This window comes from Blastococcus sp. SYSU DS0753, from assembly GCF_054051175.1.
In genome coordinates, this window is sequence record NZ_JBJHAT010000016.1 from 63,709 (window position 1) to 88,836 (window position 25,128).

The 25,128-nt window shown below is 74.9% G+C and carries 24 protein-coding genes; 20 read left to right on the forward strand and 4 right to left on the reverse strand.

The window, feature by feature from the left end:
• Positions 1-24: 24 nt before the first annotated feature.
• From ACI799_RS13420 to ACI799_RS13445, 6 genes are all read left to right on the forward strand, one after another.
• A complete protein-coding gene (locus ACI799_RS13420) occupies positions 25-516 on the forward strand; it encodes a PH domain-containing protein (protein ID WP_456591041.1) in 492 nt (163 codons plus the stop codon).
• Between the two features lie 428 nt (positions 517-944).
• Positions 945-1,505 carry a translation initiation factor IF-3 gene (infC, locus tag ACI799_RS13425; protein WP_456597954.1) on the forward strand — a complete coding sequence of 187 codons (561 nt, stop codon included), beginning with the start codon at positions 945-947 and terminating at the stop codon, positions 1,503-1,505.
• A gap of 88 nt (positions 1,506-1,593) precedes the next feature.
• Positions 1,594-1,788 carry a 50S ribosomal protein L35 gene (rpmI, locus tag ACI799_RS13430; protein ID WP_456591040.1) on the forward strand — a complete coding sequence of 65 codons (195 nt, stop codon included), beginning with the start codon at positions 1,594-1,596 and terminating at the stop codon, positions 1,786-1,788.
• Between the two features lie 41 nt (positions 1,789-1,829).
• Positions 1,830-2,219, forward strand: a complete 390-nt coding sequence (rplT, locus tag ACI799_RS13435) for a 50S ribosomal protein L20 (RefSeq protein ID WP_135097047.1) — start codon at positions 1,830-1,832, stop codon at positions 2,217-2,219.
• Positions 2,220-2,433: 214 nt separating this feature from the next.
• Entirely contained in the window at positions 2,434-3,246 is an 813-nt protein-coding gene (locus ACI799_RS13440; protein ID WP_456591039.1) for a TrmH family RNA methyltransferase, read from the forward strand.
• A 159-nt stretch (positions 3,247-3,405) separates the two neighbouring features.
• Positions 3,406-4,065, forward strand: coding sequence for a TetR/AcrR family transcriptional regulator (locus ACI799_RS13445; protein ID WP_456599405.1), 660 nt, complete (start codon positions 3,406-3,408; stop codon positions 4,063-4,065).
• Positions 4,066-4,119: 54 nt separating this feature from the next.
• Here the strand turns inward: ACI799_RS13445 and ACI799_RS13450 are convergent, their stop codons facing one another.
• Both ACI799_RS13450 and ACI799_RS13455 read right to left on the reverse strand, forming a co-directional pair.
• The gene (locus ACI799_RS13450; protein WP_456613276.1) at positions 4,120-6,369 is read right to left on the reverse strand and encodes an EAL domain-containing protein; all 2,250 of its coding nucleotides are present in this window, start codon (positions 6,367-6,369) and stop codon (positions 4,120-4,122) included.
• Positions 6,370-6,438: 69 nt separating this feature from the next.
• On the reverse strand, positions 6,439-7,281 hold the full coding sequence (locus tag ACI799_RS13455; RefSeq protein WP_456591036.1) for an EamA family transporter: 843 nt from the start codon (positions 7,279-7,281) through the stop codon (positions 6,439-6,441).
• A 184-nt stretch (positions 7,282-7,465) separates the two neighbouring features.
• Here ACI799_RS13455 and pheS point away from each other — a divergent pair, with 184 nt between their 5' ends.
• From pheS to ACI799_RS13475, 4 genes are all read left to right on the forward strand, one after another.
• A complete protein-coding gene (gene pheS / locus ACI799_RS13460; protein WP_456599407.1) occupies positions 7,466-8,533 on the forward strand; it encodes a phenylalanine--tRNA ligase subunit alpha in 1,068 nt (355 codons plus the stop codon).
• Positions 8,530-10,992, forward strand: a complete 2,463-nt coding sequence (gene pheT, locus ACI799_RS13465; RefSeq protein WP_456613277.1) for a phenylalanine--tRNA ligase subunit beta — start codon at positions 8,530-8,532, stop codon at positions 10,990-10,992. Before pheS ends, pheT begins: the two co-directional genes overlap by 4 nt.
• Positions 10,985-11,824: an SDR family NAD(P)-dependent oxidoreductase gene (locus ACI799_RS13470; RefSeq protein ID WP_456591033.1), complete on the forward strand. Its 840-nt coding sequence runs from the start codon at positions 10,985-10,987 to the stop codon at positions 11,822-11,824. Before pheT ends, ACI799_RS13470 begins: the two co-directional genes overlap by 8 nt.
• Before the next feature lie 104 nt (positions 11,825-11,928).
• Positions 11,929-12,273, forward strand: coding sequence for a hypothetical protein (locus ACI799_RS13475; protein ID WP_456591032.1), 345 nt, complete (start codon positions 11,929-11,931; stop codon positions 12,271-12,273).
• 89 nt (positions 12,274-12,362) lie between these two features.
• On the opposite strand, the gene ACI799_RS13480 is transcribed toward ACI799_RS13475, so the two are convergent.
• Positions 12,363-13,640 (reverse strand): kynureninase, encoded by a 1,278-nt coding sequence (locus ACI799_RS13480; RefSeq protein ID WP_456613278.1) that lies wholly within the window; start codon positions 13,638-13,640, stop codon positions 12,363-12,365.
• A 4-nt stretch (positions 13,641-13,644) separates the two neighbouring features.
• Entirely contained in the window at positions 13,645-14,493 is an 849-nt protein-coding gene (locus tag ACI799_RS13485) for a tryptophan 2,3-dioxygenase (RefSeq protein WP_456591030.1), read from the reverse strand.
• Between the two features lie 55 nt (positions 14,494-14,548).
• Here ACI799_RS13485 and ACI799_RS13490 point away from each other — a divergent pair, with 55 nt between their 5' ends.
• Genes ACI799_RS13490 through tyrS form a run of 10 tightly spaced genes read left to right on the forward strand, consistent with a single transcriptional unit; the run spans position 14,549 to position 24,705 of the window.
• Entirely contained in the window at positions 14,549-15,334 is a 786-nt protein-coding gene (locus tag ACI799_RS13490; RefSeq protein WP_456599410.1) for an alpha/beta hydrolase, read from the forward strand.
• A 59-nt stretch (positions 15,335-15,393) separates the two neighbouring features.
• On the forward strand, positions 15,394-16,434 hold the full coding sequence (argC, locus tag ACI799_RS13495) for an N-acetyl-gamma-glutamyl-phosphate reductase (RefSeq protein ID WP_456613279.1): 1,041 nt from the start codon (positions 15,394-15,396) through the stop codon (positions 16,432-16,434).
• Positions 16,431-17,582 (forward strand): bifunctional glutamate N-acetyltransferase/amino-acid acetyltransferase ArgJ, encoded by a 1,152-nt coding sequence (argJ, locus tag ACI799_RS13500; RefSeq protein ID WP_456591022.1) that lies wholly within the window; start codon positions 16,431-16,433, stop codon positions 17,580-17,582. The genes argC and argJ overlap by 4 nt, the downstream gene beginning before the upstream one ends.
• A gap of 59 nt (positions 17,583-17,641) precedes the next feature.
• Positions 17,642-18,613, forward strand: coding sequence for an acetylglutamate kinase (gene argB / locus ACI799_RS13505; protein ID WP_456591021.1), 972 nt, complete (start codon positions 17,642-17,644; stop codon positions 18,611-18,613).
• Positions 18,610-19,800, forward strand: a complete 1,191-nt coding sequence (locus ACI799_RS13510) for an acetylornithine transaminase (RefSeq protein WP_456597949.1) — start codon at positions 18,610-18,612, stop codon at positions 19,798-19,800. The genes argB and ACI799_RS13510 overlap by 4 nt, the downstream gene beginning before the upstream one ends.
• Positions 19,797-20,741: an ornithine carbamoyltransferase gene (argF, locus tag ACI799_RS13515; RefSeq protein WP_456591019.1), complete on the forward strand. Its 945-nt coding sequence runs from the start codon at positions 19,797-19,799 to the stop codon at positions 20,739-20,741. Before ACI799_RS13510 ends, argF begins: the two co-directional genes overlap by 4 nt.
• A 28-nt stretch (positions 20,742-20,769) precedes the next feature.
• Complete coding sequence (locus ACI799_RS13520; RefSeq protein WP_456591018.1) at positions 20,770-21,309, forward strand: arginine repressor; 540 nt, start codon at positions 20,770-20,772, stop codon at positions 21,307-21,309.
• Positions 21,306-22,748, forward strand: coding sequence for an argininosuccinate lyase (argH, locus tag ACI799_RS13525; protein ID WP_456613280.1), 1,443 nt, complete (start codon positions 21,306-21,308; stop codon positions 22,746-22,748). Before ACI799_RS13520 ends, argH begins: the two co-directional genes overlap by 4 nt.
• Positions 22,749-22,750: 2 nt before the next feature.
• The gene (locus tag ACI799_RS13530; protein WP_456591016.1) at positions 22,751-23,416 is read left to right on the forward strand and encodes a DNA-3-methyladenine glycosylase; all 666 of its coding nucleotides are present in this window, start codon (positions 22,751-22,753) and stop codon (positions 23,414-23,416) included.
• The gene (tyrS, locus tag ACI799_RS13535) at positions 23,413-24,705 is read left to right on the forward strand and encodes a tyrosine--tRNA ligase (RefSeq protein ID WP_456591015.1); all 1,293 of its coding nucleotides are present in this window, start codon (positions 23,413-23,415) and stop codon (positions 24,703-24,705) included. Before ACI799_RS13530 ends, tyrS begins: the two co-directional genes overlap by 4 nt.
• Positions 24,706-25,128 lie beyond the last annotated feature (423 nt).

The following is a 25,128-nucleotide window of genomic DNA, read 5'->3' on the forward strand; positions in this document are numbered from 1 at the left end:
CACCCGGGCTGACACCATGGGCTGGTGAGCGGTTCCCCGGATCCCCTGCCTGCTGTCTCGGTCGCCCCCCGCCGGCTGCGGCTCCTGCTGACCGCCGTCGCGGGGGTGGTCGTCCTGGTGGCCCTGCTGGTCGCGCTCGGCCTGCCCTCGACCCAGAACACGGTGGTGGACTACGGCCTGGACGACCAGGTGGCCATCGCCGGCCTGGGCCTCGTCCTCGGTGCGGGGATCGTGTTCCTGGGCCGGTCGCGGGTCGACGCCGATGCCGCGGGCGTGCGCGTCCGCAACGTCGTCGTCCACCACGAGCTGCCGTGGACGGCGGTGCGGGCGGTCCGGTTCGAGCGGAAGTCGGCGTGGGGAGCGCTCCTCCTGGAGAACGGGGACGAGGTCTCCCTGCTCGCGCTGCAGGCCGCCGACGGGGAGCGGGCAGTCCGCGCTGTCGAGGGGCTGCGCGCCCTGCACGCCGCGGCCCGGGCGCAGGACCCGGTCCGGCCACCCCTCCTCTACGACGACTGAAAGAGGGCCCCGTCCTCCTCACCCCTCGCTCCGCTCGGGGCGAGCCTCGGGACGGGGCCGTTCCAGCACGTCGCCAGCTGGTCCGGCACGTCGCCGCAGGGGGGAATGACCGGGGGGCTCGGGACGCTGTAGCATGGGCGTGCCTCCCCGCTACATCGAGGCGCGCGAACCACCCGGCGGCCCTGCCCAGGGCCGCTGATCCAAGAGGAGCCCGCTCCCACCTGACGCCCTCCAGGCGCCCAGGTCCCGGATCGCGAGCACCGGCCACCGGTCGGTGCTCGCGTGCGCACGACCTGCACGGGTCGTGGGCCACCGGCGAGTGGGCCCCGTGAGCAGACGCTCACGGGGCCTTCTGTCCGTCGGCGCCCGGATGGGCCAGCGACTCCTCCCACGCAGCAGCGTAAGGAGAGGCCATCACCGAGCCCCGCATCAACGACCGCATCCGTGTCCCCGAGGTCCGCCTGGTCGGCCCCGAGGGCGAGCAGGTCGGCATCGTGTCGATCGGCGAGGCGCTGCGCCTGGCACAGGACTCCGAGCTCGACCTGGTCGAGGTCGCACCCATGGCCCGGCCGCCCGTCGCCAAGCTCATGGACTACGGGAAGTTCAAGTACGAGTCCGCCCAGAAGGCCCGAGAGGCCCGGCGGAACCAGGCGCTCACCGTCATCAAGGAGATGCGGCTGCGACTGAAGATCGACCCGCACGACTACGAGACCAAGAAGGGCCACGTCGAGCGCTTCCTCAAGGGCGGCGACAAGGTCAAGATCACCGTGATGTTCCGAGGCCGCGAGCAGTCGCGCCCGGAGATGGGCTACCGCCTGCTGCAGCGGCTGGCCGCCGACGTCAGCGAGCTGGGCGTCGTCGAGTCCAACCCGAAGCAGGACGGCCGGAACATGGTCATGGTGATCGCCCCGCACAAGGGTGCGCAGACGGCGCAGGAGAAGCGCCGCCCGAAGGGCGAGCAGGCCGAGGAGCAGGCGCCCAGCGCCTGACCGGCACCAGCACCACCGAAGACGGCCGGTGCCCGCGGCGGCTCCGTGCCGCCGCGCGCACCGACACCAGACGACAGGGACCGAGGACATGCCGAAGCAGAAGACCCACAAGGGCACCGCCAAGCGGGTGCGCATCACGGGCACCGGGAAGCTCATGCGCGAGCAGGCGAACAACCAGCACAAGTTCGAGCACAAGTCCGGGACCCGCAAGCGCCGGCTCGACCAGGACCAGGTCGTCTCCCCGGCCGACGCCAAGAACCTCAAGAAGCTCCTGGGCATCTGAGCGTCCCGTCCACCGACCTTTAGAGAGACAGGAGCACTTCCGTGGCACGCGTGAAGCGGGCGGTCAACGCCCAGAAGAAGCGCCGGACGACCCTCGAGGCGGCCAGCGGCTACCGGGGCCAGCGGTCGCGGCTGTACCGCAAGGCCAAGGAGCAGATCCTCCACTCGGCGACCTACAGCTACCGCGACCGCAAGGCGCGCAAGGGTGACTTCCGCAAGCTGTGGATCACCCGGATCAACGCGGCGGCCCGCCTCAACGACATGACCTACAACCGGTTCATGCAGGGGCTGAAGCTCGCCGGTATCGAGCTGGACCGCCGCGTCCTCGCCGAGCTGGCCGTGAACGAGCCCGCCGCCTTCGCCGCCCTGGTGGAGAGCTCGCGGGCCGCGCTCGCCGCGAACCCCGAGGCGACCGGCACCCAGGCCGCCTGAGAAAGGACCACCCTGCCCCCCACGCCTCGCACGCTCGGCGCGGGACCCTGCAGGATGGCCGTTCCAGCACCTCACCAACCGACGCCGTCGGTGACCGGCCCTCCGCGGCCGGCGCCGGCGGCGTCGTTGTCTGTCCCGGGCGAGATCTGCACACTCGCCCCCATCAGCGCCCCATGAGGGCCACTGTGCAGATCTCGCACGGGGAGGAGACCGCGTGACCGAGCTGCTCACCGAGCGCTCCGCGAGGATCGCCGCCGCGCGCAAGCTGACCCGTCGGGCCGGCCGGGACGCCGCCGGCCTCTTCCTCGCCGAGGGGCGGCAGGCGGTCGCCGAGGCGCTGGCCCATCCGGCCGGCGTGCGGGAGGTGTTCGCCACCGAGGCCGCGGCCGAGGGGCACGCCGAGCTGCTCGCCACCGCGCCGGTCCCGGTGCGGCTGGTCACCGAGAAGGCGGCCGCGGGGCTGTCGGAGACGGTGACGCCGCAGGGGCTGGTGGCGGTCTGCGCGCTGCGCGACGTCCCCGCCGCGGCCCTGACGACGGCGCCGCCGCGACTCGCGGTCGCGCTCGCCGAGCTGGCCGACCCCGGCAACGCCGGCACCGTGCTGCGGACGGCGGACGCCTGCGGGGCGGGCGCGGTGGTCTTCGGCGCGGGCTCGGCCGACCCCTACGGCGGCAAGGCGGTGCGGTCGAGCGCGGGCAGCCTGTTCCACGTCGACGTCGTCCGCGGCGCACCGCTGGGCGAGCTGCTGCCGGCGGTCCGCGGCGCCGGCGTGACCGTGCTGGCGGCCGACGGCGGGGGAGAGGCGGAGCTGCCGGAGCTCGTCGCCGACGGCCGGCTGGGCGGGCCGGTGCTCTGGCTGTTCGGCAACGAGGCCCGCGGCGTGCCCGCCGCGCTCGCGGAACTGGCCGACGCGCGGGTCCGCATCCCCATGCGGGGTCGCGCCGAGAGCCTGAACCTGGCCGCGGCCGCCGCGATCTGCCTCTACACCACGCAGCTCGCGCAGTCGGCCTCGACCGCGGGCGCGTAGGCGGACCTGCCGGCGGAGCCGGGCAACACCGGGTGGACGGAGCCTCGCGGTCGACCGGACGTGCTCGTCCCCCCCGCGGCGCGGGACGGAGGGATGATGGCTGCGGACAGGCTCTCCCCGGTACGTCGAGCAGGGCCGCGAGGGAAGGTGGCTGTCACCGTGGAACACGTGCACCAGGTCGCCGATGCGCCGGCGATCCCTCCGACGGACGGACGCCGTTCGCGGTGGACCGAGCACCGGCGGGCGCGCCGGGAGGACCTCGTCGGGGCAGCCGTCGAGGCCGTCCGCCTGGCCGGTCCCGACTTCTCCGTCGACGACGTCGCGCGCAGCGCCGGGGTGTCGAAGACGGTGATCTACCGGTACTTCAGCGACAAGGATGAGCTGATCGACGCCGTCCTGGAGCGCATCTCCCAGGCCATCCTGCTGCCCCGCTTGCTGGGCGAGCTGACCGCCGGCCGCGCCGACGACCGTGCCCAGCTCCGGACGGTGATCGCCGCCTTCGTGTCGCTGATCGAGGACGAGCCCGCGCTCTACCGCTTCGCCTACGCCCAGGCCGGGCGCGCGGGGCGGGCGGATCTCGTCGCGGCCACCGAGCACGCCGTCGCCACCGCGCTCGGCGGCCTGCTGGCTGCCCGGCTCACCGAGGCCGGCCGCCCGGTCGACGGCGCGATGACGTGGGCCTACGGCGTCGTGGGCATGGTCCAGCTGGCCACGCACTGGTGGTCGGGGGCCCGCACGGTGTCCGCCGCCGACCTGGTCGACCAGCTCACCGAGCTCGCCGACGGCGGACTGGGCACGCTGCTCCCGCCGCGCGGCTGAGCGCCGCCGCCGAGAAGGCAGCCCCGGTCGCGGGCAGAGGGATGGTGCGCCGCCTCAGCGCCGCGCGACCGGCAGCCGCCCGGCTGCGCGCTCGGCGACCGACAGCAGCCCGGCGACGTCGTCGGCGTCGGCGGGCCAGCAGCCGGCACCGGTGCTGACCCCGGCGACCACGGGCGTGCCGTCGAGCGCCACCGGGCCGCCGGCCGCCTCTGCCAGCGCGGCGCGGATCCGTGCCGCCTCCCGGACGGCACTGTCGGCCGCGAGGCCGGGGAGCACCACCACGAAGGAGTCACGGGCCCAGCGCGCCACGAGGTCTCCCCGCCGGAGCCGGCCGCGGAGCCGCTGCCCCGTGGCGGTCAGCAGCTCCTCGGCGGCGGCCGGCCCGTAGCGGTCCTCGATCGCGGCGAGCCCGTCGACGGCGACGACGATCAGCGCCACGGCGTCGCCCGCACCGCGCGCGTTCCACAGCGCGGTCTCCGTCTGCTCCTGCACGTGCCGGCGGGTCGCCAGCCCGGTCAGCGGATCGGTGACCGACAACTCCTCGATCCGGGCCAGGTATCCGCGGGCGCGGTCGCGCTCCTGCTCCAGTGCCCGCTGTGCCAGCACCTGCTCGGTGACGTCGACCTGGACGCCGATGTACTGGACCACGGCGCCGGCCGCGTCGGTGACGGGCGCCAGGTGCAGCTCGTTGTACCAGGGGGTGCGCTCGGGGCCGCGGAGGTTCACCAGCACCTCGCGGCACTCCTCGCCGGCCGCGATCGCCGCGCGGATACGGGCCAGCGCTCCGGGGTCGGTGTCGGGGCCCTGCAGGAAGCGGCAGTTGCGGCCGAGGAGTTCCCCGCGCGACACCCCGGCGAGCCGCTCGAAGGCCGGGTTCACGTACACGAGCGGCTGGTCGGGCAGGCGGACGTCGACGAGGCACACGCCGCTGGGCGTCGCCTCCAGAGCGCGCCGCACCAGACCGGCGTCGCCGAGCAGGTCGAGCCCCGCGGGCGCCGGGGAGCCGGGCCGTACCGCGGAGCGGGTGGGTGCGGCGGGGAGCGTCCGGCCGGCGCGGGGCGCGACCCGGCCCAGCAGGCTGCCCGCGGCGCGGACGGCGACGTCGCGGTCGTAGGTCAGGGCGTACTCGAACTCCCGCTGCAGGTCCGGGCCGGTCGTCCCGAGGTCGCGGGCCAGCAGCGCCACGGCGAAGTGCGGGGCCAGGACGACGACGTCCCACTCGCCGCGCACCGGGTCGTCCCCGGCCAGGTCGGTCCCGCGCAGACCGGGCAGCGGCTCGGTGGGGAGCCCTTCGCCGAGGGCGGCCACGAAGCCGGTGCGCTCCACCAGGTCGCGGTACCGCTGCGTCGTCGACGGGGTGAAGTGCCGGGCCTCCTGGAAGGTCGCGGTGACCACGCAGGTCTCGCCGAGGCGCAGCGCCTCCCGTTCGAGCTGCTTGCTGAGCTCGATGAGCAGCGCCTTCGGGGCCCGGCGCAGCGCGGTACCCGCGGGCAGGCAGGCGAACGGTGAGCCGGGCTCGGTGCCGGAGCCGGGGGGCGCGACCGGCGCCGGCAGTGATCCGAGGGGGCGCTCGCAGGCCGGCTCCGGGCTGGGGCGGCCGAACAGCCAGCCCTGGCCGAGGGTGGCGCCCAGCGCCCGGGCCATGGCCAGGTGGGCGTCGTTCTCGATGCCCTCGGCCAGCACCGCGGCCCCGGTGGCCTGCGCGTAGGCGTTGACCGCGTTCATGATCTGGGCGATGGCCGGGCCGGGGCGTTCCTGCACCAGCCGCAGGTCGAGCTTCACCACGTCGGGACGCAGGATCGGCATGAACGCCAGCGACATCGCCTCGGCGCCCACGTCGTCCAGGGCGACGCCCCAGCCCAGCTCGCGGACGCGGGCGACCGTGCGCAGCAGTTCGGCCGGACGGGCGGCGAGCGCGCGCTCGGTGATCTCCAGGACCACCCGGAGGCCGCCGGGGGCGGAGCCGGCGATCGCCAGCAGCTCGTCCAGCGGGGCGGTGTCGAGGACCTCGGGCTCCACGTTGACGAAGAGGGCCAGCGGAGCCGGCAGCCCGTGCCCGACCGCGCCGGAGAAGGCGGCCACGCGGCAGGCGGCGTCCAGCTCGGCGAGCACACCCGCCTCGCGGGCGGCGGCGAAGAGCAGATCCGGTCGCTGCAGCGGCCCCTCGGGTCCGCGCGCGAGTGCCTCGTAGGCGACGACCGCGCCGGTGTCGAGCTCCACGATGGGCTGGAAGACGCTGCGCACCCCGCCGGGGCGCAGGGCCGCGGCGAGGGCAGCGTCGAGCTCGGGGCGCACGGGGTCCACGGAGGGGGGATCGGCCGGCGGGTGCCGGGGCCGGAGCCGGGTCCCCGCACCCTCCCCCGAAGGGGGGAGTCAGCCGGGCAGGGTGATCAGGACGACGGCGGCCGCGGCGGCCCCCAGCCCGGTCAGCTGGGCCGGCACGAGCCGCTCGCGCAGCACGAGCTGGGCGAGCACGACGGTGCTGACCGGGTACAGCGAGGCGAGGACGCCGGTGATCGCCAGCGGGCCGCCCTGCTGCGTGGCCAGGAGGAACAGCGCGTTGGCCGTCATGTCGCCCAATCCGGAGACCAGCACCAGCGGGAGCGCCGCGCGCCCCGGCTGCAGCGACTGCCGGGTGGCCAGCGCGACCCCGACCACCAGCACCACCGAGGCGAGCCGGGCGGCGACGAGCGGGGTGAGGCCGGCGTCGGCGGAGGTGCGGTCCAGCAGCACGAAGAACAGGCCGAACGCCGTTCCGGCGACCAGCGCGGGCCCAAGGCTGGCGGGGCGGGCGGCGCGCAGCGCCCGCAGCCCGCTCTCGGCCGAGACCAGGACCACTGCGGCCAGGGCGAGCACGATGCCCGCCGTCGCCCAGGTGCCGATGCGCTCGCCGTCCAGCACGCCGACCAGCACCGGCACGGCGGCGGCGGTGAGCGCGGTGACCGGGGCGATGACGCTCATCACCCCGCCGGCCAGCGCGCGGAAGAAGACCAGCAGGCCGCCGGCACCGGCCAGCCCGGCGGCGGCGCCCCAGGCCAGGTCCGCCGCGGTGACCGGCCCGCCGAGCCAGGGCAGCAGCGCCACCAGCGCCAGCAGCCCGGCGGCCTGGGACACCGCGACGACTGCGGAGACCGACGCCCGGCGGCTGGCGAGCCCGCCCAGGAAGTCGGCGGCGCCGTAGACGACGGCGGACGCCAGCGCGAGCACGACGGCCACGCCCACCTCCGGAAGCTCCCTCGTGATCAGTGGAAGGACCCCGTCCCCCTCGCGCCTCGCCCGCTCGGCACGAGCCTCTGGACGGGGCCGGGGTGAGCCTGGACGCCGGTTCCGGCGACGTCCGGCATCCTCGCACCGGAACCCAGGCGCGGGCGCAGGCGGTGGGCGGGCAGAATGGCTCCCCGTGTCTGGCGCCAACGATCCCTACGACCCCAAGCAGGTCGCCGCCCTCTCGCCCGAGGCCCTCGACGAGGCGGTGCGGGCCGCGCTCGGGGCCTTCGCGGCGGCCGCGGACCTGGAGGCGCTGGCCGCCGCCCGCTCGGCGCACCTCGGCGACCGCGCTCCCGTGCTGCTCGCCCGCCGCGAGCTGGGCGCGCTGCCCCCGGCCGCGCGCAGCGACGCCGGCAAGCGGGTGAACGCCGCCCGGGTCGCGGTGACCGAGGCCTACGAGGCGCGGAAGGCCGAGCTCGAGGCCGAGCGCGACGCCCGCGTGCTGGCCGAGGAGCAGGTCGACGTCACGCTGCCGTGGGACCGCAACCCCCGCGGCGCACGGCACCCGCTCACCACCCTCATGGACCGGATCGCCGACGTCTTCGTCGGGATGGGGTACGAGGTCGCCGACGGCCCGGAGCTCGAGGCCGAGTGGCTGAACTTCGACGCGCTGAACTTCGGCCCCGACCATCCGGCCCGGTGGCTGTCGGACACGTTCTTCGTCGCGCCCGAGGACTCCGGCCTGGTGCTGCGCACGCACACCAGCCCCGTCCAGGCGCGCACCATGCTCGACCGGCAGCCGCCGATCTACGTCGTCGCCCCGGGCCGGGTCTACCGCACCGACGAGCTGGACGCGACGCACCTGCCCGTCTTCCACCAGGTCGAGGGCCTGGCCGTCGACCGCGGGCTCACCATGGCCCACCTGCGCGGCACCCTGGACCACCTGGCCCGCCAGCTGTTCGGCCCGGACGCGCGCACCCGGTGGCGGCCGCACTTCTTCCCGTTCACCGAGCCGTCGGCGGAGTTCGACGTGTGGTTCCCCGAGCACCGCGACGGCCCGCAGTGGGTCGAGTGGGGCGGCTGCGGGATGGTGAACCCCCGCGTGCTGCGGGCCTGCGGGGTCGACCCCGACGAGTACACCGGGTTCGCGTTCGGCATGGGCATCGAGCGGGCCCTGCAGTTCCGCTCCGCGGTGTCGGACATGCACGACATCGCCGAGGCCGACGTCCGCTTCACCCTGCCGTTCGGAGTTGAGCAGTGAAGGTCCCCGTCAGCTGGTTGTCCGAGCTCGTCGACCTCCCGGCGGGCATCACCGTCGAGGAGCTCGACGACGCCTTCGTCCGGCTGGGCTTCGAGGTCGAGGACGTCGTCCGCCCGCCGGTGACCACCGGCCCGCTCGTGGTCGGCCGGGTGCTCGAGATCGAGGAGCTCACCGGTTTCAAGAAGCCGATCCGCTACTGCCAGGTCGCGGTGGGGGAGAGCGAGCCGAGGGGCATCGTCTGCGGCGCCCGGAACTTCGCCGTCGGCGACCTGGTGGTGGCCGCGCTCCCGGGCGCCGTGCTGCCCGGGGACTTCGCCATCGCCGCGCGGAAGACCTACGACCACGTCTCCGACGGGATGATCTGCTCGGTCCGCGAGCTGGGCATCGGCGAGGACCACGCGGGGATCCTCGTGCTGGGGCAGGAGGGCTACGAGCCGGGCACCCCCGCCGCCGACGTCCTCGGCCTGGACGACGTCGTCTTCGACCTCGAGGTGACGCCGGACCGCGGCTACGCCATGTCGCTGCGCGGGATCGCCCGCGACCTGGCCGGCGTGCTGGGCGTGACCTGGCGTGATCCGGCCGACCTGCCGCTGCCCGACTGGTCGGGTGCCCCGGCGTGGGAGGTCACCGTCGCCGACCCCGACCGCTGCGACCGCTTCTCCATGCTCGCCCTGGAGGACCTCGACCCGGCCGCGCCGAGCCCGTGGCCGCTGCGCCGCCGGCTCGCGCAGTGCGGGATCCGCAGCATCTCGCTCGCCGTCGACGTCACCAACTACGTGATGCTCGAGCTCGGCCAGCCGATGCACGCCTTCGACCGCGCCGCCGTCACCGGCCCGATCGCGGTCCGCCGGGCGACGGCGGGGGAGCGGCTCACCACCTTGGACGGCGCCGACCGCGCGCTCACCGACGACGACCTGCTCATCACCGACGGGTCCGGCCCGATCGGGCTGGCCGGCGTCATGGGCGGGGCGTCCACCGAGATCGGGGACGCCACCACCGCGGTGCTGCTGGAGGCCGCGCACTGGGAGCAGAACGGCATCTCGCGCGGGGTGCGCCGGCACCGGCTGCCCAGCGAGGCCGGCAAGCGCTTCGAGCGCGGCACCGATCCCGAGGTCACCGTCGTGGCCCTGGCCCGGGCGGCGGCGCTGCTCGTCGAGCACGGCGGTGCGCGGGTCGTCGGCGCGCCGGTGGACGTCGACGTCCGCGCGCCGCGCGCGGCGATCGCGCTGGATGCCGGGCTGCCCGGCCGGATCGCCGGTGTTCCCTACACCCGGGCCCAGGTGCTCGAGGTGCTCACCGCCGTCGGCGCCGAGGTGAGCGGCGACGGGGACGCGCTGCGCGTCACCCCGCCATCGTGGCGCGGCGACCTGCAGGAGCCGGCCGACCTGGTGGAGGAGGTCGTGCGGTTCCGCGGGTTCGACGAGATCCCCTCGATCCTGCCCACCGCCCCGCCGGGTGGCGGGCTCACCGAGCGGCAGCGGCGGCGGCGCAGCATCGGCCGGGCGCTGGCCCACGCCGGCTACGTGGAGGCCCCCGCGTTCCCCTTCGTGGGGACGGCGCAGCTCGATGCGCTCGGCCTGCCCGCCGACGACGACCGCCGCCGGGTGATCACCGTCCGCAACCCGCTGTCGGAGGAGGCGCCGGCGCTGCGGACCACGCTGCTGCCCGGGCTGCTCGCCGCCCTGGGCCGCAACCTGGCCCGCGGGCTCCGCGACGTCGCCCTCTTCGAGCACGGCTCGGTCTTCCCCGGCGGGAGCGGCGCCGCCGCCCCGCTGCCCGGCGCCGACCGCCGCCCGGACGACGCGACGCTGGCCGCCCTGCTGGGTGCGGTGCCGGCGCAGCCGTGGCACGTCGCCGTCGTCCTCACCGGGCAGCGCGAGCCCCGCGGCTGGTGGGGGTCGGGCCGGCCGGCCGAGTGGGCCGACGCCGTGCAGGCCGCCCGCACCGTGGCCGAGGCAGCCGGCGCCGAGCTCACCGTCGAGCAGGCCGAGCGGGCGCCCTGGCACCCGGGCCGGTGCGCCGCGCTGCTCGTCGCCGACCGGGTCGTCGGGTACGCCGGCGAGCTGCACCCCAAGGTCTGCGAGGCGCTGGGGCTGCCGGCCCGCACGTCGGCGATGGAGCTCGACGCCGACGCGCTGCCCGTGCCGCCTGTGCCTCAGGCGCGGTCGATCTCCACCTTCCCGCCGGTCCGCATGGACCTCGCGCTGCTCGTGCCGGAGACGGAGCCCGAGGCCCGGGTGCAGGCGGTGCTGCGGAGCGGGGCGGGCGAGCTGCTGGAGGACCTGCGGCTGTTCGACGTCTACACCGGCAGCTCGGTGCCCGAGGGGCAGAAGTCGCTGGCGTACTCCCTGACGTTCCGCGCGCCGGACCGGACGCTGACCAGCGATGAGGCGCGGGTCGCCTTCGACGCCGCGGTCGCCGCCGCCGTCGTCGCGAACGGAGCGCAGCTCCGTGGCTGACGAAGGACCCCGTCCTCCCCGCGACGGGGCCGTCCTGTCGGGTTCGGTGGCACTGGTCACGGGCGCGTCCACCGGGATCGGGCGGCACCTGGTCGAGGGCCTCGCCGCGCGCGGCATGGCTGTGGCCGGGCTGGCACGCACCGAGGACCGGCTGCGCACCGCCATGGCCGAGGTCGCCGAGGCCACCGGTGCCCGGACCCTCGCCGTCGCCGCCGACGTCACCGACCGGGCCTCGGTGGAGGAAGCCGTGGGCCGGGTCCGCGAGGAGCTCGGCCCGGTCGAGCTGCTGGTCAACAACGCGGGGCTGATCGACGAGCTCGAGGTGCCGCTCTGGGAGGCCGACCCCGACCAGTGGTGGGACGTCGTCACCAGCCACATCAAGGGCGGCTTCCTGCTGGCGCGGACCGTGGTGCCGTGGATGGTGCTGCGCAACCGCGGTCGGGTGGTGGACATCGCCAGCGGGATGAGCGTGCGGGCGCGGCCGGAGTACTCCGCCTACTCGGTGGCCAAGACCGGTCTCATGCGGATGACCGAGGCCCTGGCCGGCGCCCTGGAGGGCACCGACGTGCGCGCCTTCGACCTGTCACCGGGCGTCGTGGACACCCCGATGACCCGGTCGATGCGCATGTGGGAGGGCTACACCGACTGGACGCCGCCCGAGAAGGTGGTCGAGCTGGTCGCGGCGATCGCGGCCGGCGAGCTGGACCAGTGGTCGGGCCGGTTCCTGCGCGTGGGCGCCGACGACCTCGACGTCGTCGGCTCGGTGACCCCGGAGGACGCCGCGCGCCAGCTCCGCCTGCGCCCCTACGGCGACGACGACCCGGTGGCCTGACCTCTCCCGGAGCGGGCACACGACCGTTGACCGCGCCGCACCGGAGTGCCACGGTGCGGTATCGGCGCGACGGTGCCGACCCCGGGCCGGTCGGGAGATGTGTCATGACCGCTGGTTCCTCGGGTGCGCGGATGCTGATCAGTTTCTCGCTCGGGTGCCTCGTCGCGGTGACCGCCTGGTTGTGGCGGATGGTGTGGGCGGACAGCGGGGCGTTCGCGTTCCTGCTCTTCGGCGTCCCGCTGGCGTGCGCGGCGCTCGCCCTGTGGGTGGAGAGCGCGACGGCGTCCCGGCGGGCGCCCGCGGTCCTGGTCGTGCTGGCGGCCGTGTCCGTCGGGTGGTCGTTGCTGAACGGCCTGGGGATCGGGCTGGCCCTCCTGCTGCCGTCGCTGCTCCTGCTGGCCGCCGCGGTGGCCTCGTGGACCCACCGGGCGCGGTCGCTCCCGACCTGACCTCCGGTCCCCAGCGAGGTGCCGGCCGTCTCCGGCGCAGGACCCGGCCGTGAGAACCGCCTGACCGGGTCGGGGCCGGCGCCGACCCGTCAGCCGGCCGGGTCGGCCAGGATCTGCCGCACGTGCGCCAGCGCGGTGGCGACCTCGGTGAAGCTCGTGCTCAGCGGGGAGAGGCCGACCCGCAGCCCGCGTGGCCGCCGGAAGTCCGGGATGACGCCCCGCCGCCACAGCTCCGCCACGACCGTCTTCATCGCGTCGTGCTCCAGGGTCACGTGCGCGCCCCGGCGCTCCGGATCCCGCGGGGAGGCGACCGTCACGCCCAGCGGGGACAGGACCTCGTCGGCCACGGCGATCGCGAACTCCGTCAGCTCGACCGACTTGGCCCGGACCGCCGGCATCCCCGGCCGGTCGATCAACGCCAGCATGTCCTCGATCGGGATCATCCCGAGGATCGGCGGCGTACCGCTGAGGAACCGGCGGATGCCGGCCGCCGGCACGTACTCCGGCCCCATCGCGAACGGGTCCGCGGCGCCCATCCACCCGGTGATCGGCTGCACCAGGTCCTCCTGCAGCCGCCGGGCCACGTAGCCGAAGGCCGGGGCGCCCGGCCCGCCGTTCAGGAACTTGTAGCTGCAGCCCACGGCGAGGTCGACCTCGTCGGCGTCCAGCCGCACGTCGACCGCGCCCGCGGAGTGGGAGAGGTCCCACAGCACCAGCGCCCCGGCCTCGTGGGCGGCCGCCGTGATGGCCGGGACGTCGGCGATGTAGGCGGACTTGTAGGCGACGTGGCTGAGCAGCACCAGCGCCGTCCGGTCGCTCAGCAGCCCGGTCACCTCCGCCGGCTGCACGCCCGTCGCCGGGTCGGGTTCGATCCAGCGGACGGTGCGGCCGGTCTCCGCGGCGACCCGGTCGAGGACGAACCGGTCGGTCGGGAAGTTCTCGGTGTCGGCGACGATCTCCGCCCGGTCGGGACGGGCGTCCAGCGCCGCCCGGAGCAGCTTGTAGAGCATGACCGTGGTCGAGTCGCCGACGACCGTCTGCCCCGGCGCCGCCCCGAGCACGACCCGGCCGATGGCATCGCCCACGGCCGTGGGGCGGTCCATCCAGTGCTCGTCCCACGCCCGGATGAGCCGCTCACCCCACTCGCCGTCGACGAAACGGGTGAGCCGGTCGCGGGTGACCCTCAGCGGACGGCCGAGCGAGTTCCCGTCGAGGTAGGCGACCACGCCCTCGGGCAGGACGAACTCGTCCCGGAGGTCTGCCAGCGGGTCGAGCCGGTCGAGCTGGGCCGCCCGCTCGGTGACCCCGGCCGGGAGCAGGTCCAGCACGTCGGGCGATGGCTCGCGACCCATCGAGGCAGCGGTCACGGGATCAGGCACCGATCCCGGACCGGACCGTGTAGAGCTCGGGGAAGAAGGTCAGGTCCAGGGCGCGCCGGAGGAAGTCCACCCCCGAGCTCCCCCCGGTGCCCGTGGCGAACCCGATGGTGCGCTGGACCGTGCGCAGGTGCCGGAACCGCCACAGCTGGACGCCGTCCTCCAGGTCCACCAGGTCCTCGCAGGTGGCGTACTCCGCCCAGTGCGCCTCGGTGTCCCCGTAGATCGTGCGGTACACCGGCAGCAGCGCCGGGGTCTCGACCCACGCCTGCCGGACGTCGCGGTGCAGCACCTCCTCCGGCACGGGGTGCCCCCGGCGGTCCAGGAACCGCAGGAAGGCGTCGTAGACCGTCGGCGAGTCCAGCAGCTCGGTGAGCAGTTCCTGAGCGGCCGGCTCGGCGGCGAAGACCGCCAGCATGCGTTCGTTCTTGTTGCCGAGCAGGAACTCCACGGCCCGGTACTGGTAGGACTGGAAGCCCGAGGAGTTGCCCAGCACGCCGCGGAACTCGGCGTACTCGCTAGGGGTCAGGGTCGCGAGGACCGACCACTGCTCGGTGATGGTGCGCAGGATGTGCTTGACCCGCGCCAGGCCCTTGCGGGCGTGCTGGACGTCGTCGCGGTCGAAGTCCGCGCGGACCGCGCGCAGCTCGTGCAGCGCCAGCTTCAGCCACAGCTCGGTGGTCTGGTGCTGGATGATGAACAGTGGCTCGTCGTGGTGGTCGCTGATCGGGCGCTGCACCGACAGCAGGGTGTCCAGCCCGAGGTAGCCCCCGTAGCTCATCCGTGCGCTGAAGTCGGTCTGCACGCCCTCCTCGAGCGGCCGGACCCCGTCCTCGATCGCCATGGCGCCGCTCCTCCCGGATCCGGTGACGCGTTCCGCGGTCCGGTAGTACTACCGCATGACCAGTCTGCGCGGCCGGGCAGGCGCCGGAGGTGAGGACCGGTCGGTCCTGACCCGGCCGGCCTCCGCGCCGGACGCCGTCCTGACCTACGGGCCGGGCCCGGACCAGGTGGCCGACGTCCGCTTCGGCCGGTGCGCCCGGGGCGACCGGCCGCTGCTGGTCGTGCTCCACGGCGGGTTCTGGCGGCCGGCGTACGACCGCGTGCACCTGCGGCCGATGACCGAGGCGCTGGCCGCCGCCGGGTGGACGACGGTGACCCCCGAGTACCGGCGCGTGCCCGGCCGCCCCGACCTGACCGTCGGCGACGTGGACGCGGCGGTGCGCTGGGCGGCCCGGGCGGAGGAGCTCCCCGGCCGGCCCGGGCGGCGCCTCGTGCTCACCGGGCACTCCGCCGGCGGGCACCTCGCGCTGCTGGCTGCCGCCACGGTCCAGCCCCCGGACACCCCGGCCGGGGTCGTGGCGCTCGCGCCGGTCGCGGACCTGCAGCGGGCCCAGGTCCTGGGCCTGGACGGCGACGCGGTCGCCTCCTTCCTGGGGGACGACGCCGTGGCGCGGCCCGACCTGGACCCCGTCCGGCTGCCCGCGCCCCGGGGCCGGGTGCGCATCGTGCACGGGACGGGCGACCGCATCGTCCCGCGGGAGGTCGCCGAGTCCTACGCCCGGCGCCACCCGGCCGCGGTGCTCACCACGGTGCCGGCCGGTCACTTCGCGGTGGTCGATCCGCGCAGCGCCGCCTGGCCGGCGGTGCTGGGGGCGCTCGACGACGTCGGCGGCGCGAGATGACGCCCGGGTCCGGGGAACCCGCATGAACGGTCATGCATGGTCGTGTATGGTCATGCATTATGAGCGCAGCGCAGACGTGGACGGTCGGGGTCACCGGCGCCACCGGGTACGCGGGGGGCGAGGTGTGCCGGCTGCTGGCCGGGCACCCGAACCTCCGGCTGGCCGGGGTGCACGCCAACTCGAGCGCCGGCCGACGCCTGGGTGAGCTGCAACCCCACCTGCTGCCCTTCGCCGACATGGTCGTCCAGCCCAGCGACGCGGCGAGCCTCGTCGGCTACGACGTCGTCGTCCTGGCGCTGCCCCACGGCGAGTCCGCAGCCATCGCGGACCAGCTGCCGGCGGAAACCCTGGTCATCGACTGCGGCGCCGACCACCGGCTGAACGACCCCGCCGCCTGGGCGCGCTGGTACGGCGGCGTGCACGCCGGCACCTGGCCCTACGGCCTGCCCGAGCTGCCAGGGCAGCGCGAGGCGCTGACCGGCGCGACGCGGATCGCCGTCCCGGGCTGCTACCCGACCTCGGTCACCCTCGCGCTGGCCCCGGCGCTGGCCGCCGGCCTGGTCGAGCCCGACGTCGTCGTGGTCGCCGCCAGCGGCACCAGCGGCGCCGGCAAGTCGCCCAAGCCGCACCTGCTCGGCAGCGAGGTCATGGGCGCGGCGAGCGCCTACGGCGTCGGGGGAGTGCACCGGCACACGCCGGAGATGATCCAGGGCCTCTCGCAGGCCGCCGGCGCACCGGTGGGCGTCAGCTTCACCCCGACCCTGGTGCCGATGAGCCGGGGCATCCTCGCCACCTGCTCGGCCCCGCTGACGCCCGGCACCGACGCGGCCGCCGCGCGCGCGGCGTACGAGCAGGCCTACGCCGACGAGCCGTTCATCCACCTGCTGCCCGAGGGGCAGTGGCCCACCACGGCGCAGGTGCTCGGCGCCAACACCGTCGCCCTGCAGCTGGCCGTGGACGCCGACGCGAACCGGCTGGTCGTCGTGGCGGCCGTCGACAACCTGACCAAGGGCACCGGGGGAGCGGCGATCCAGTGCGCCAACCTCGCCCTGGGCCTGCCCGAGACCACCGGCCTGCCGGTCGTAGGAGTAGCGCCATGACGTGCACGGCACCGAAGGGCTTCGCCGCCGCCGGCGTGGCCGCCGGCCTGAAGTCCAGCGGCGACCGCGACGTCGCCGTCGTCCTCAACACCGGCCCGGACGACGCCGCGGCCGCCGTCTTCACGACCAACCGCTTCCCGGCCGCGCCGGTGCTGTGGAGCCGCCAGGTGCTGGCCGGCGGGCGCTGCCGGGCCGTCGTCCTCAACTCCGGCGGCGCCAACGCCTGCACCGGGCCGGAGGGCTTCCAGGACACCCACGCCACCGCCGAGCACGCCGCCGCGCAGCTGGACATCGGCGCGGTCGACGTCGCGGTCGCCAGCACCGGCCTCATCGGGGTCCGGCTGCCCATGGACAGGCTGACCGCCGGCGTCACCGCCGCGGTGAAGGGGCTGACCGAGGACGGCGGGGCCGACGCGGCCCGGGCGATCATGACCACCGACAGCGTGCCCAAGACGACGGCGCAGGAGCGGGGCGGCTGGACCGTCGGCGGGATGGCCAAGGGCGCCGGCATGCTCGCCCCGAGCCTGGCCACGATGCTCGTCGTGCTGACCACCGACGCCGCCGCCGACCCCGACGCCCTGCAGCGGGCGCTGAAGGCGGCGACCGCCGTCAGCTTCGAGCGCGTGGACTCCGACGGTTGTCTGTCCACCAACGACACCGTCATCGCCCTGGCCAACGGCGCGAGCGGCGCCGCCCCCACGGAGGCGGAGCTCACCGAGGCGCTCACCGCCGCCTGCACCGACCTCGCGATGCAGCTGCTGGCCGATGCCGAGGGCTCGACCAAGGACATCGCCATCACCGTCCGCAACGCCGCGACCGTCGAGGACGCCCTCACCGCCGGCCGGGCCTGCGCCCGCAACAACCTGCTCAAGACCGCGCTGTTCGGCAACGACCCGAACTGGGGCCGGGTGCTGGCGGCGATCGGCACCACCGACGCCGCGTTCGAGCCCGACCAGGTCGACGTCACCATCAACGGCGTCACCGTCTGCCGGGGCGGCGCGATCGGCGACCCGCGGGAGGGCGTCGACCTCACCGGCCGGGAGATCACCATCGACGTCGACCTCCGCGCCGGCGCCGAGCAGGCCACCATCTGGACCAACGACCTGTCCATCGCCTACGTGCACGAGAACTCGGCCTACTCCACATGAGCGAGCACCAGGACCCCGCACCTCAGGACGCTGCACCTCAGGACCCCACGCCCCCGGACGTGCGGATCGACGAGCCGGCGCCCCCGCCCAGGCTGCCCCGCCGGGTCGGCACCAGCCGGGTCATGCGCACCAAGGACCCCGAGGGCGACGCCGCGAAGGTCGCCGTGCTCACCGGCGCGCTGCCCTGGCTCAAGGAGTTCCACGGCAAGGTCGTCGTCATCAAGTACGGCGGGCACGCCATGGTCGACGACACCTGCCGCCGGGCGTTCGCCGAGGACATGGTCTTCCTGCGGACCTGCGGCATCCTCCCCGTCGTCGTGCACGGCGGCGGGCCGCAGATCAACGCCATGCTGGCCAAGCTCGGCATCACCAGCGAGTTCCGCGGGGGCCTGCGGGTGACCACGCCGGAGACCATCGACGTCGTCCGCATGGTGCTCACCGGCCAGGTGGGCCCCGACATCGTCGGGCTGATCAACCAGCACGGCCCGATGGCGGTGCACCTCTCCGGCGAGGACGGCGGGCTGTTCACGGCGCGGCGGACCACGGCGGTCGTGGACGGCGCGCCGGTCGACGTCGGGCTCGTCGGCGACATCGCCGCGGTCGACACCACCCCGGTCACCGCGCTGCTGGACGCCGGGCACATCCCCGTCGTCGCGAGCGTCGCGCCGGACGCCGACGGCGTCGTCCACAACGTCAACGCCGACACCGCGGCCGCGGCGCTGGCCGCGGCGCTGGGCGCGGTCAAGCTCGTCGTGCTCACCGACGTCGAGGGCCTCTACGCCGACTGGCCCGACCGCGGGTCGCTGGTGCAGCAGATCGACGCCCGCGAGCTGGCCGAGATCCTGCCCACGCTGGACGCCGGGATGATCCCGAAGATGGCCGCCTGTCTGCGCGCGGTCGAGGGCGGGGTGAAGCGGGCGACCGTCGTCGACGGCCGGACGCCGCACGCCCTGCTCCTGGAGACGTTCACCACCGAGGGCACCGGGACGATGGTCGTCCCGGCGAGGGACCAGAAGGAGGGCACAGCATGACGACGCACACCGAGGAGCTGGCCCGCCGCTGGTCGGCCGTGATGATGAACAACTACAAGGCGCCGCCGGTCGCGCTCGACCACGGCGCCGGAGCGCAGGTCTGGGACGTCGACGGCCGCGAGTACACCGACCTGCTCGGCGGCATCGCCACGACGATCCTCGGCCACGCCCACCCCAAGGTGGTCGAGGCGATCACCACGCAGGCGGCGAAGCTGGGCCACGTCTCCAACCTGGCCATGCACGAACCGGGGATCCAGCTCGCCGAGCGGCTGCTGGAGCTCGCCGGCCGGCCCGGACGGGTGTTCTTCTGCAACTCCGGCGCCGAGGCCAACGAGGCGGCCTTCAAGCTCAGCCGGCTCACCGGCCGCTCGCAGGTGATCACCGCAGAGGGCGCCTTCCACGGCCGGACCATGGGCGCCCTGGCGCTCACCGGTCAGCCGTCGAAGGCGGCCGCGTTCGCGCCGCTGCCGGGCGGGGTCTCCTACGTGCCCTACGGCGACGAGGCGGCGCTGGCCACGGCGGTCTCCGAGCAGACCGCCATGGTGCTGCTCGAGCCGATGCTGGGGGAGGGCGGCGTGCTGCCCGCGCCCGCCGGCTACCTCGGCGCCGCCGCCGCGGCGGCGTCCGGTGCCGGGGCGCTGTTCGCCGTCGACGAGGTGCAGACCGGCATCGGCCGCACCGGCTCGTGGTTCGCCCACCAGGCCGACGGCCTGCACCCCGACGTCGTCACGCTGGCCAAGGCGCTCGGCGGTGGGCTGCCGATCGGGGCGATGCTCGCCTTCGGCGAGGCGGCCGACCTGCTGACGGCCGGCTCGCACGGCTCCACCTTCGGCGGCAACCCGATCGCCGCCGCCGCCGCTCTGGCCGTCCTCGACACCATCCGCGACGAGGGCCTGCTGGAGCGGGCCAAGGAGCTCGAGCACCGGTTCACCGCCGGCATCGAGGCGCTCGGGCACCCGGGCATCAGCGGGGTCCGGGGGAGGGGCGCGCTGCTCGGCGTCGTCCTCACCGCCGACGTCGCCGCGCCGCTGGAGACCACGCTGCGGGCCGCCGGCTTCCTGACCAACGCCGTCGCGCCGGGCGTGCTCCGGCTCGCGCCGCCGCTCGTCCTGACCGACCAGCAGGTGGACGCCTTCGTGGCCGCGCTCCCTGCCGCCCTCGACACCGCGATGGAGAACCATCAGTGACCCGGCACTTCCTCAAGGACGACGACCTCACCCCGGCCGAGCAGGCCGAGGTGCTCGCCCTGGCCGCCTCGCTCAAGGCGACCCGGCACACCGCCGAGGCGCCCACCCCGCTGCGCGCGGCCAACGGGGTGCCCCGGGCCGTGGCGGTGCTGTTCGACAAGCCCTCCACCCGCACCCGGGTGTCGTTCTCCGTCGGCGTCGCCGAGCTCGGCGGGTACCCGCTGGTCATCGACGCCGGCAGCAGCCAGCTGGGACGCGGCGAGCCGATCGAGGACACCACCCGGGTGCTCGACCGCCAGGCCGCCGCGATCGTCTGGCGGACCTTCGGCCAGGACCGCATCGAGGCGATGGCGTCGGTGAGCCGGGTGCCCGTGGTCAACGCGCTCACCGACGAGTACCACCCCTGCCAGATCCTGGCCGACCTGCAGACGGTGATCGAGCGGAAGGGCTCGCTGGCCGGGCGCTCGATGACCTACCTCGGTGACGGCGCCAACAACATGGCGCACTCCTACCTGCTCGGCGGCGCCACCGCCGGCATGCACGTGCGGATCGGCTCACCGGAGTCGTTCCGGCCGGACCCGGCGGTCCTCGACCGCGCAGCGAAGATCGCGGCGGGGACCGGGGGCTCGGTGGCCTGGACCGCCGACGCCGCGCAGGCCGCCGAGGGCGCCGACGTGCTGGTCACCGACACCTGGGTGTCGATGGGGCAGGAGGACGAGTACGACGCGCGCGTCGCACCGTTCCTGCCCTATGCGCTGGACGGCGCCGCCCTCGCCCGCGCCGCCGACGACGCCGTCGTCCTGCACTGCCTCCCGGCCTACCGCGGCAAGGAGATCGCCGCAGAGGTGATCGACGGCCCGCAGAGCGCGGTCTGGGACGAGGCGGAGAACCGGCTGCACGCCCAGAAGGCGCTGCTCGCGTGGCTCCTGGAGCGGTCGTGACCGGGCCCGTCCGTCCCGGAGGGCGCGCGTGACCTCCGCCCTCACCCGCTCGGCGCGCCAGGCACGGATCCGCGAGCTGATCGAGGCGCGGGCGATCACCTCGCAGACGCAGCTGGCCGTGCTGCTGGCCGAGTCGGGCATCGAGGTCACCCAGGCGACGCTCTCGCGGGACCTGGAGGAGCTCGGCGCGGTGAAGCTGCGCGGTTCCGACGGCGCTCCGGCGTCCTACGTGCTGCCGCCGGAGAACGCGCCGCTGCGCCCGGCGCAGGCCGCGCCCGCCCGGCTCACCCGCCTGCTCGCCGACCTGCTGACCGGAGCCGAGGGCAGCGCCAACCTGGCGGTCCTTCGGACACCGCCCGGCGCGGCGCAGTTCCTGGCCTCCGCGCTGGACAAGGTCGGCCTCCCCGACGTGCTCGGCACCATCGCGGGGGACGACACTCTGCTGGTCGTCTCCCGCGCGCCCGACGGGGGGCCGGCCCTGGCCGACCGGCTGCGGGCGCTCGCGCAGCGCACGCCGGCCGTCTATCCCGAACTGAGCGCCGACCTGGAAGAGGAACCCGGCACGTGAGCAGCACGGCACCTGGATCGCAGACCCGCCTCTGGGGCGGACGGTTCGGCGGTGGCCCGTCGCCGGCGATGGCGGCGCTGTCCAAGTCGACCCACTTCGACTGGCAGCTGGCTCCGTTCGACCTGGCCGGATCGCGCGCGCACGCCCGCGTGCTGCACCGCGCCGGTCTGCTCACCGACGACGAGCTGGAGCAGATGCTCGGCGCACTGCGCGAGCTCTCGGACGAGGTCGAGGCCGGCACGTTCACCGCGATCGAGAGCGACGAGGACGTGCACGAGGCCCTGGAGCGCGGCCTCACCGAGAAGCTCGGCGCGCTCGGCGGCAAGCTGCGCGCCGGCCGCAGCCGCAACGACCAGATCGCCACCGACCTGCGGCTCTACCTGCGTCACACCGTGCGGGCGCTGGTCGGCGAGCTCTCCTCCCTGGAGTTCGCGCTGCTCGGCCTGGCCGAGCGGTACCGCGACGTCGCGGCCCCGGGGATGACGCACCTGCAGCACGCCCAGCCGGTGCTCATCAGCCACCAGCTGCTCGCGCACGCCCACTCCTTCGCCCGCGACGTCGACCGGCTGATCGACTGGGACAAGCGCGCGGCCGTGAGCCCCTACGGCTCCGGCGCCCTCGCCGGCTCCTCGCTGCCCCTGGACCCCGACGCCGTCGCCGCCGAGCTCGGGTTCGACCGCGCCTCGGACAACTCCATCGACGGCGTGAGCGACCGCGACTTCGCCGCGGAGTTCTGCTTCGTCGCCGCGCTGCTCGGCGTGCACCTCTCCCGGCTGGGCGAGGAGGTCGTGCTCTGGACGTCGACCGAGTTCGGCTGGGCCCGGCTCGACGACGCCTGGGCCACCGGCTCGTCGATCATGCCGCAGAAGAAGAACCCCGACATCGCCGAGCTGGCGCGGGGCAAGTCCGGCCGGTTCGTCGGCAACCTGGCCGGCATCCTCACCATGCTCAAGGGTCTGCCGCTCGCCTACGACCGGGACCTGCAGGAGGACAAGGAGCCGGTCTTCGACTCCATGGACCAGCTGCTCCTCCTGCTGCCCGCGGTCACCGGGATGATCGCGACGCTCACGCTCCGCCCCGAGGTGCTCGAGGCCGCCGCACCGCAGGGCTTCGCGCTCGCCACCGACGTCGCGGAGTGGCTGGTGCGCCAGGGAGTGCCGTTCCGCTCGGCGCACGAGATCAGCGGTGCGATGGTCGCCTTCTGCGAGGAGGCGGGCCTGGAGCTCGACCAGCTCGACGACGACCAGCTGGCCGGCATCGACGAGCGGCTGACCCCCGACGTGCGTTCGGTCCTGTCGGTCCGCGGCGCGCTGGCCGCCCGCAGCACCCGGGGCGGGACGGCGCCCGAGCGGGTCGCCGAGCAGCTCGCGACGCTGAAGGGCCTCGCCTCCGAGCACGGGCGCTGGGCGTCGTCGTCGCCGGTGGCGCCGGCCCTCTGAGCGTGTCGGCCCACCCCGCCCGGCCCGGGCCCGGCCCCCTCGTCCGCGCGGAGGACCTGCTCGGGCCGGTCGACGTCGTCGCCCGCTCGCTGCTCGGCTGCTGGGTGGTCACCGAGCGCCCCGAGGGCACGGTCGCGCTACGGCTGACCGAGGTCGAGGCCTACTCGGGGTCCGGGATCGATCCCGCGGCGCACTCGCACCGGGGCCCGACGCCGCGGGCGGCGATCATGTTCGGACCACCCGGGCGGCTCTACGTGTACTTCTCCTACGGCGTGCACTGGTGCGCCAATGTCGTGGTGGGCCCCGAGGGCGACGGCGAGGCGGTGCTGCTGCGCGCCGGTGAGGTGGTCGTGGGGGAGGAGCTGGCCCGCGCGCGCCGACCCGCCGCCCGCACCCCGCGCGACCTCGCCGGTGGACCCGCCCGGCTCACCCAGGCGTTGGGCATCGGGCGCGCCGATCTCGGCACCGACCTGCTGGACCCGGGCTCGCCCGTGCGGCTGCACCGGGGGTCGGCGCCGGCCGCCGTCTCCGCCGGACCGCGGGTCGGCATCAGCGTGGCCGCCGAGCTCCCGTGGCGCTTCTGGGAGACCGGCGCTCCGTCGGTGAGCCCGTTCCGGGCGGGTGGGAAGCCGCGGCGCAGGCGCGCCGGGCAGGATGGACCCCCGTGACCCCCTCAACCGAGCCCGGAGTGATCGACGAGCTGCACCGCCGCGGGCTGATCGCCCAGAGCACCGACGAGGCCGCGCTGCGCGCCCATCTCGCCGAGGGTCCGGTCGCGTACTACGCCGGCTTCGACCCGACCGCGCAGAGCCTGCACGTCGGGCACCTGCTCCAGTTCATGGTCCTGCGCGCCCTCCAGCGGGCCGGGCACCAGCCCGTGGTGCTCGTGGGCGGGGCGACCGGCCTGATCGGTGACCCGCGCCCGTCCTCCGAGCGCCAGCTCAACGACCGCGACACGGTCGCCACGTGGGTGGAGCGCATCCGCGAGCAGGTCGCACCCTTCCTGGAGCTGCCTGCGGAGGCGGAGGGGGCGCGCCCCCCGATCTACGTGAACAACCTGGACTGGACCGCCCCGGTGTCGGCGATCGACTTCCTCCGCGAGCTCGGCAAGCACTTCCGGGTCAGCCAGATGCTGGCCAAGGAGGCGGTGTCGGCCCGGCTGAACTCGGAGGCGGGCATCAGCTACACCGAATTCAGCTACCAGATCCTGCAGGCCAACGACTACCGGGAGCTGCACCGGCGGCACGGGGTCACGCTGCAGACCGGCGGCTCCGACCAGTGGGGCAACCTCACCGCGGGCATCGACCTGGTCCGGCGGACCGAGGGTGCGCGGGTGCACGCGCTGAGCACCCCCCTGGTGACCAAGGCCGACGGCACCAAGTTCGGGAAGTCCGAAGGCGGGGCGGTGTGGCTGGACCCGAAGCTCACGTCGCCGTACGCCTTCTTCCAGTTCTGGCTGAACGCCGAGGACGCCGACGCCCGCGCGTGGCTGCCCCTCTACTCCGAGCGTCCCGCCGAGGAGGTGGCGGCCCTGGTGACCGAGAGCCTCGAGCGGCCGGCAGCCAGGGCGGCGCAGCGGGCGCTGGCCGAGGAGCTGACCCTCCTCGTGCACGGCCCCGAGCAGCTCCGCCAGGCCGAGGCAGCCGGGCGGGCGCTGTTCGGCCGGGACGACCTCGCCTCCCTCGACGCAGCCACCCTGACGGCCGCGCTGGAGGAGGCCGGGAGCACCACCGTGGGCGGCGACGTGCCGACGATCGCCCAGCTCCTGCAGCAGACGGGGCTCGTGGGCAGCCTGTCCGAGGCGCGGCGCACGGTGAAGGAGGGCGGCGCCTACCTCAACAACGAGCGGATCACCGATGCCGACGCCGTGCCGGCGCAGGGGGCCTGGCTGCCCGGGGGGTGGCTCGTCCTTCGCAGGGGGAAGCGGTCGATCGCGGGCGTGCGCCGGGCCGGCTGAGGCCGCCGCGCCCCGTGTGAACGGCCGATGTCGGGGGCGTGGCCGCAGCGTGTCGGGCGTCACGGACCCCGGGTTTGACCCGCCCCTGGGCGCCGTGTAACTTTCTCTTTGCGCCGCGCGGCCCGGAAGGGCCGCCGGACCGGGGCCCGGGTAGCGGGTCACTGGAAACCGGCGTAGAGTTGGACATCCAGCCAGGGACGAAGCCCGCGAGGGTCTAGTTCTTGCGCGTCCGCTCCTTGAGAACTCAACAGCGTGCCGAAAGTCAGTGCCAAGTAATACCCCGTGCCCTGGCCATTTGTGGTTGGGGCTGGGATTCCTTTGGTTGATTGATATCGCGAGTGTCAGCTCGCGGTTCTCAGCTGCGATCAAATCATCTACGGAGAGTTTGATCCTGGCTCAGGACGAACGCTGGCGGCGTGCTTA

Excerpts from the sequence above, each read along its gene's own strand:
- ACI799_RS13490 (WP_456599410.1), top strand. The coding sequence starts at position 14,549 with ATGACCAGTCTGCGCGGCCGGGCAGGCGCCGGAGGTGAGGACCGGTCG.
- argC (WP_456613279.1), top strand. The coding sequence starts at position 15,394 with ATGAGCGCAGCGCAGACGTGGACGGTCGGGGTCACCGGCGCCACCGGG.
- ACI799_RS13510 (WP_456597949.1), top strand. The coding sequence starts at position 18,610 with ATGACGACGCACACCGAGGAGCTGGCCCGCCGCTGGTCGGCCGTGATG.
- ACI799_RS13485 (WP_456591030.1), bottom strand. The coding sequence starts at position 14,493 with ATGGCGATCGAGGACGGGGTCCGGCCGCTCGAGGAGGGCGTGCAGACC.
- argJ (WP_456591022.1), top strand. The coding sequence starts at position 16,431 with ATGACGTGCACGGCACCGAAGGGCTTCGCCGCCGCCGGCGTGGCCGCC.
- ACI799_RS13475 (WP_456591032.1), top strand. The coding sequence starts at position 11,929 with ATGACCGCTGGTTCCTCGGGTGCGCGGATGCTGATCAGTTTCTCGCTC.
- rpmI (WP_456591040.1), top strand. The coding sequence starts at position 1,594 with ATGCCGAAGCAGAAGACCCACAAGGGCACCGCCAAGCGGGTGCGCATC.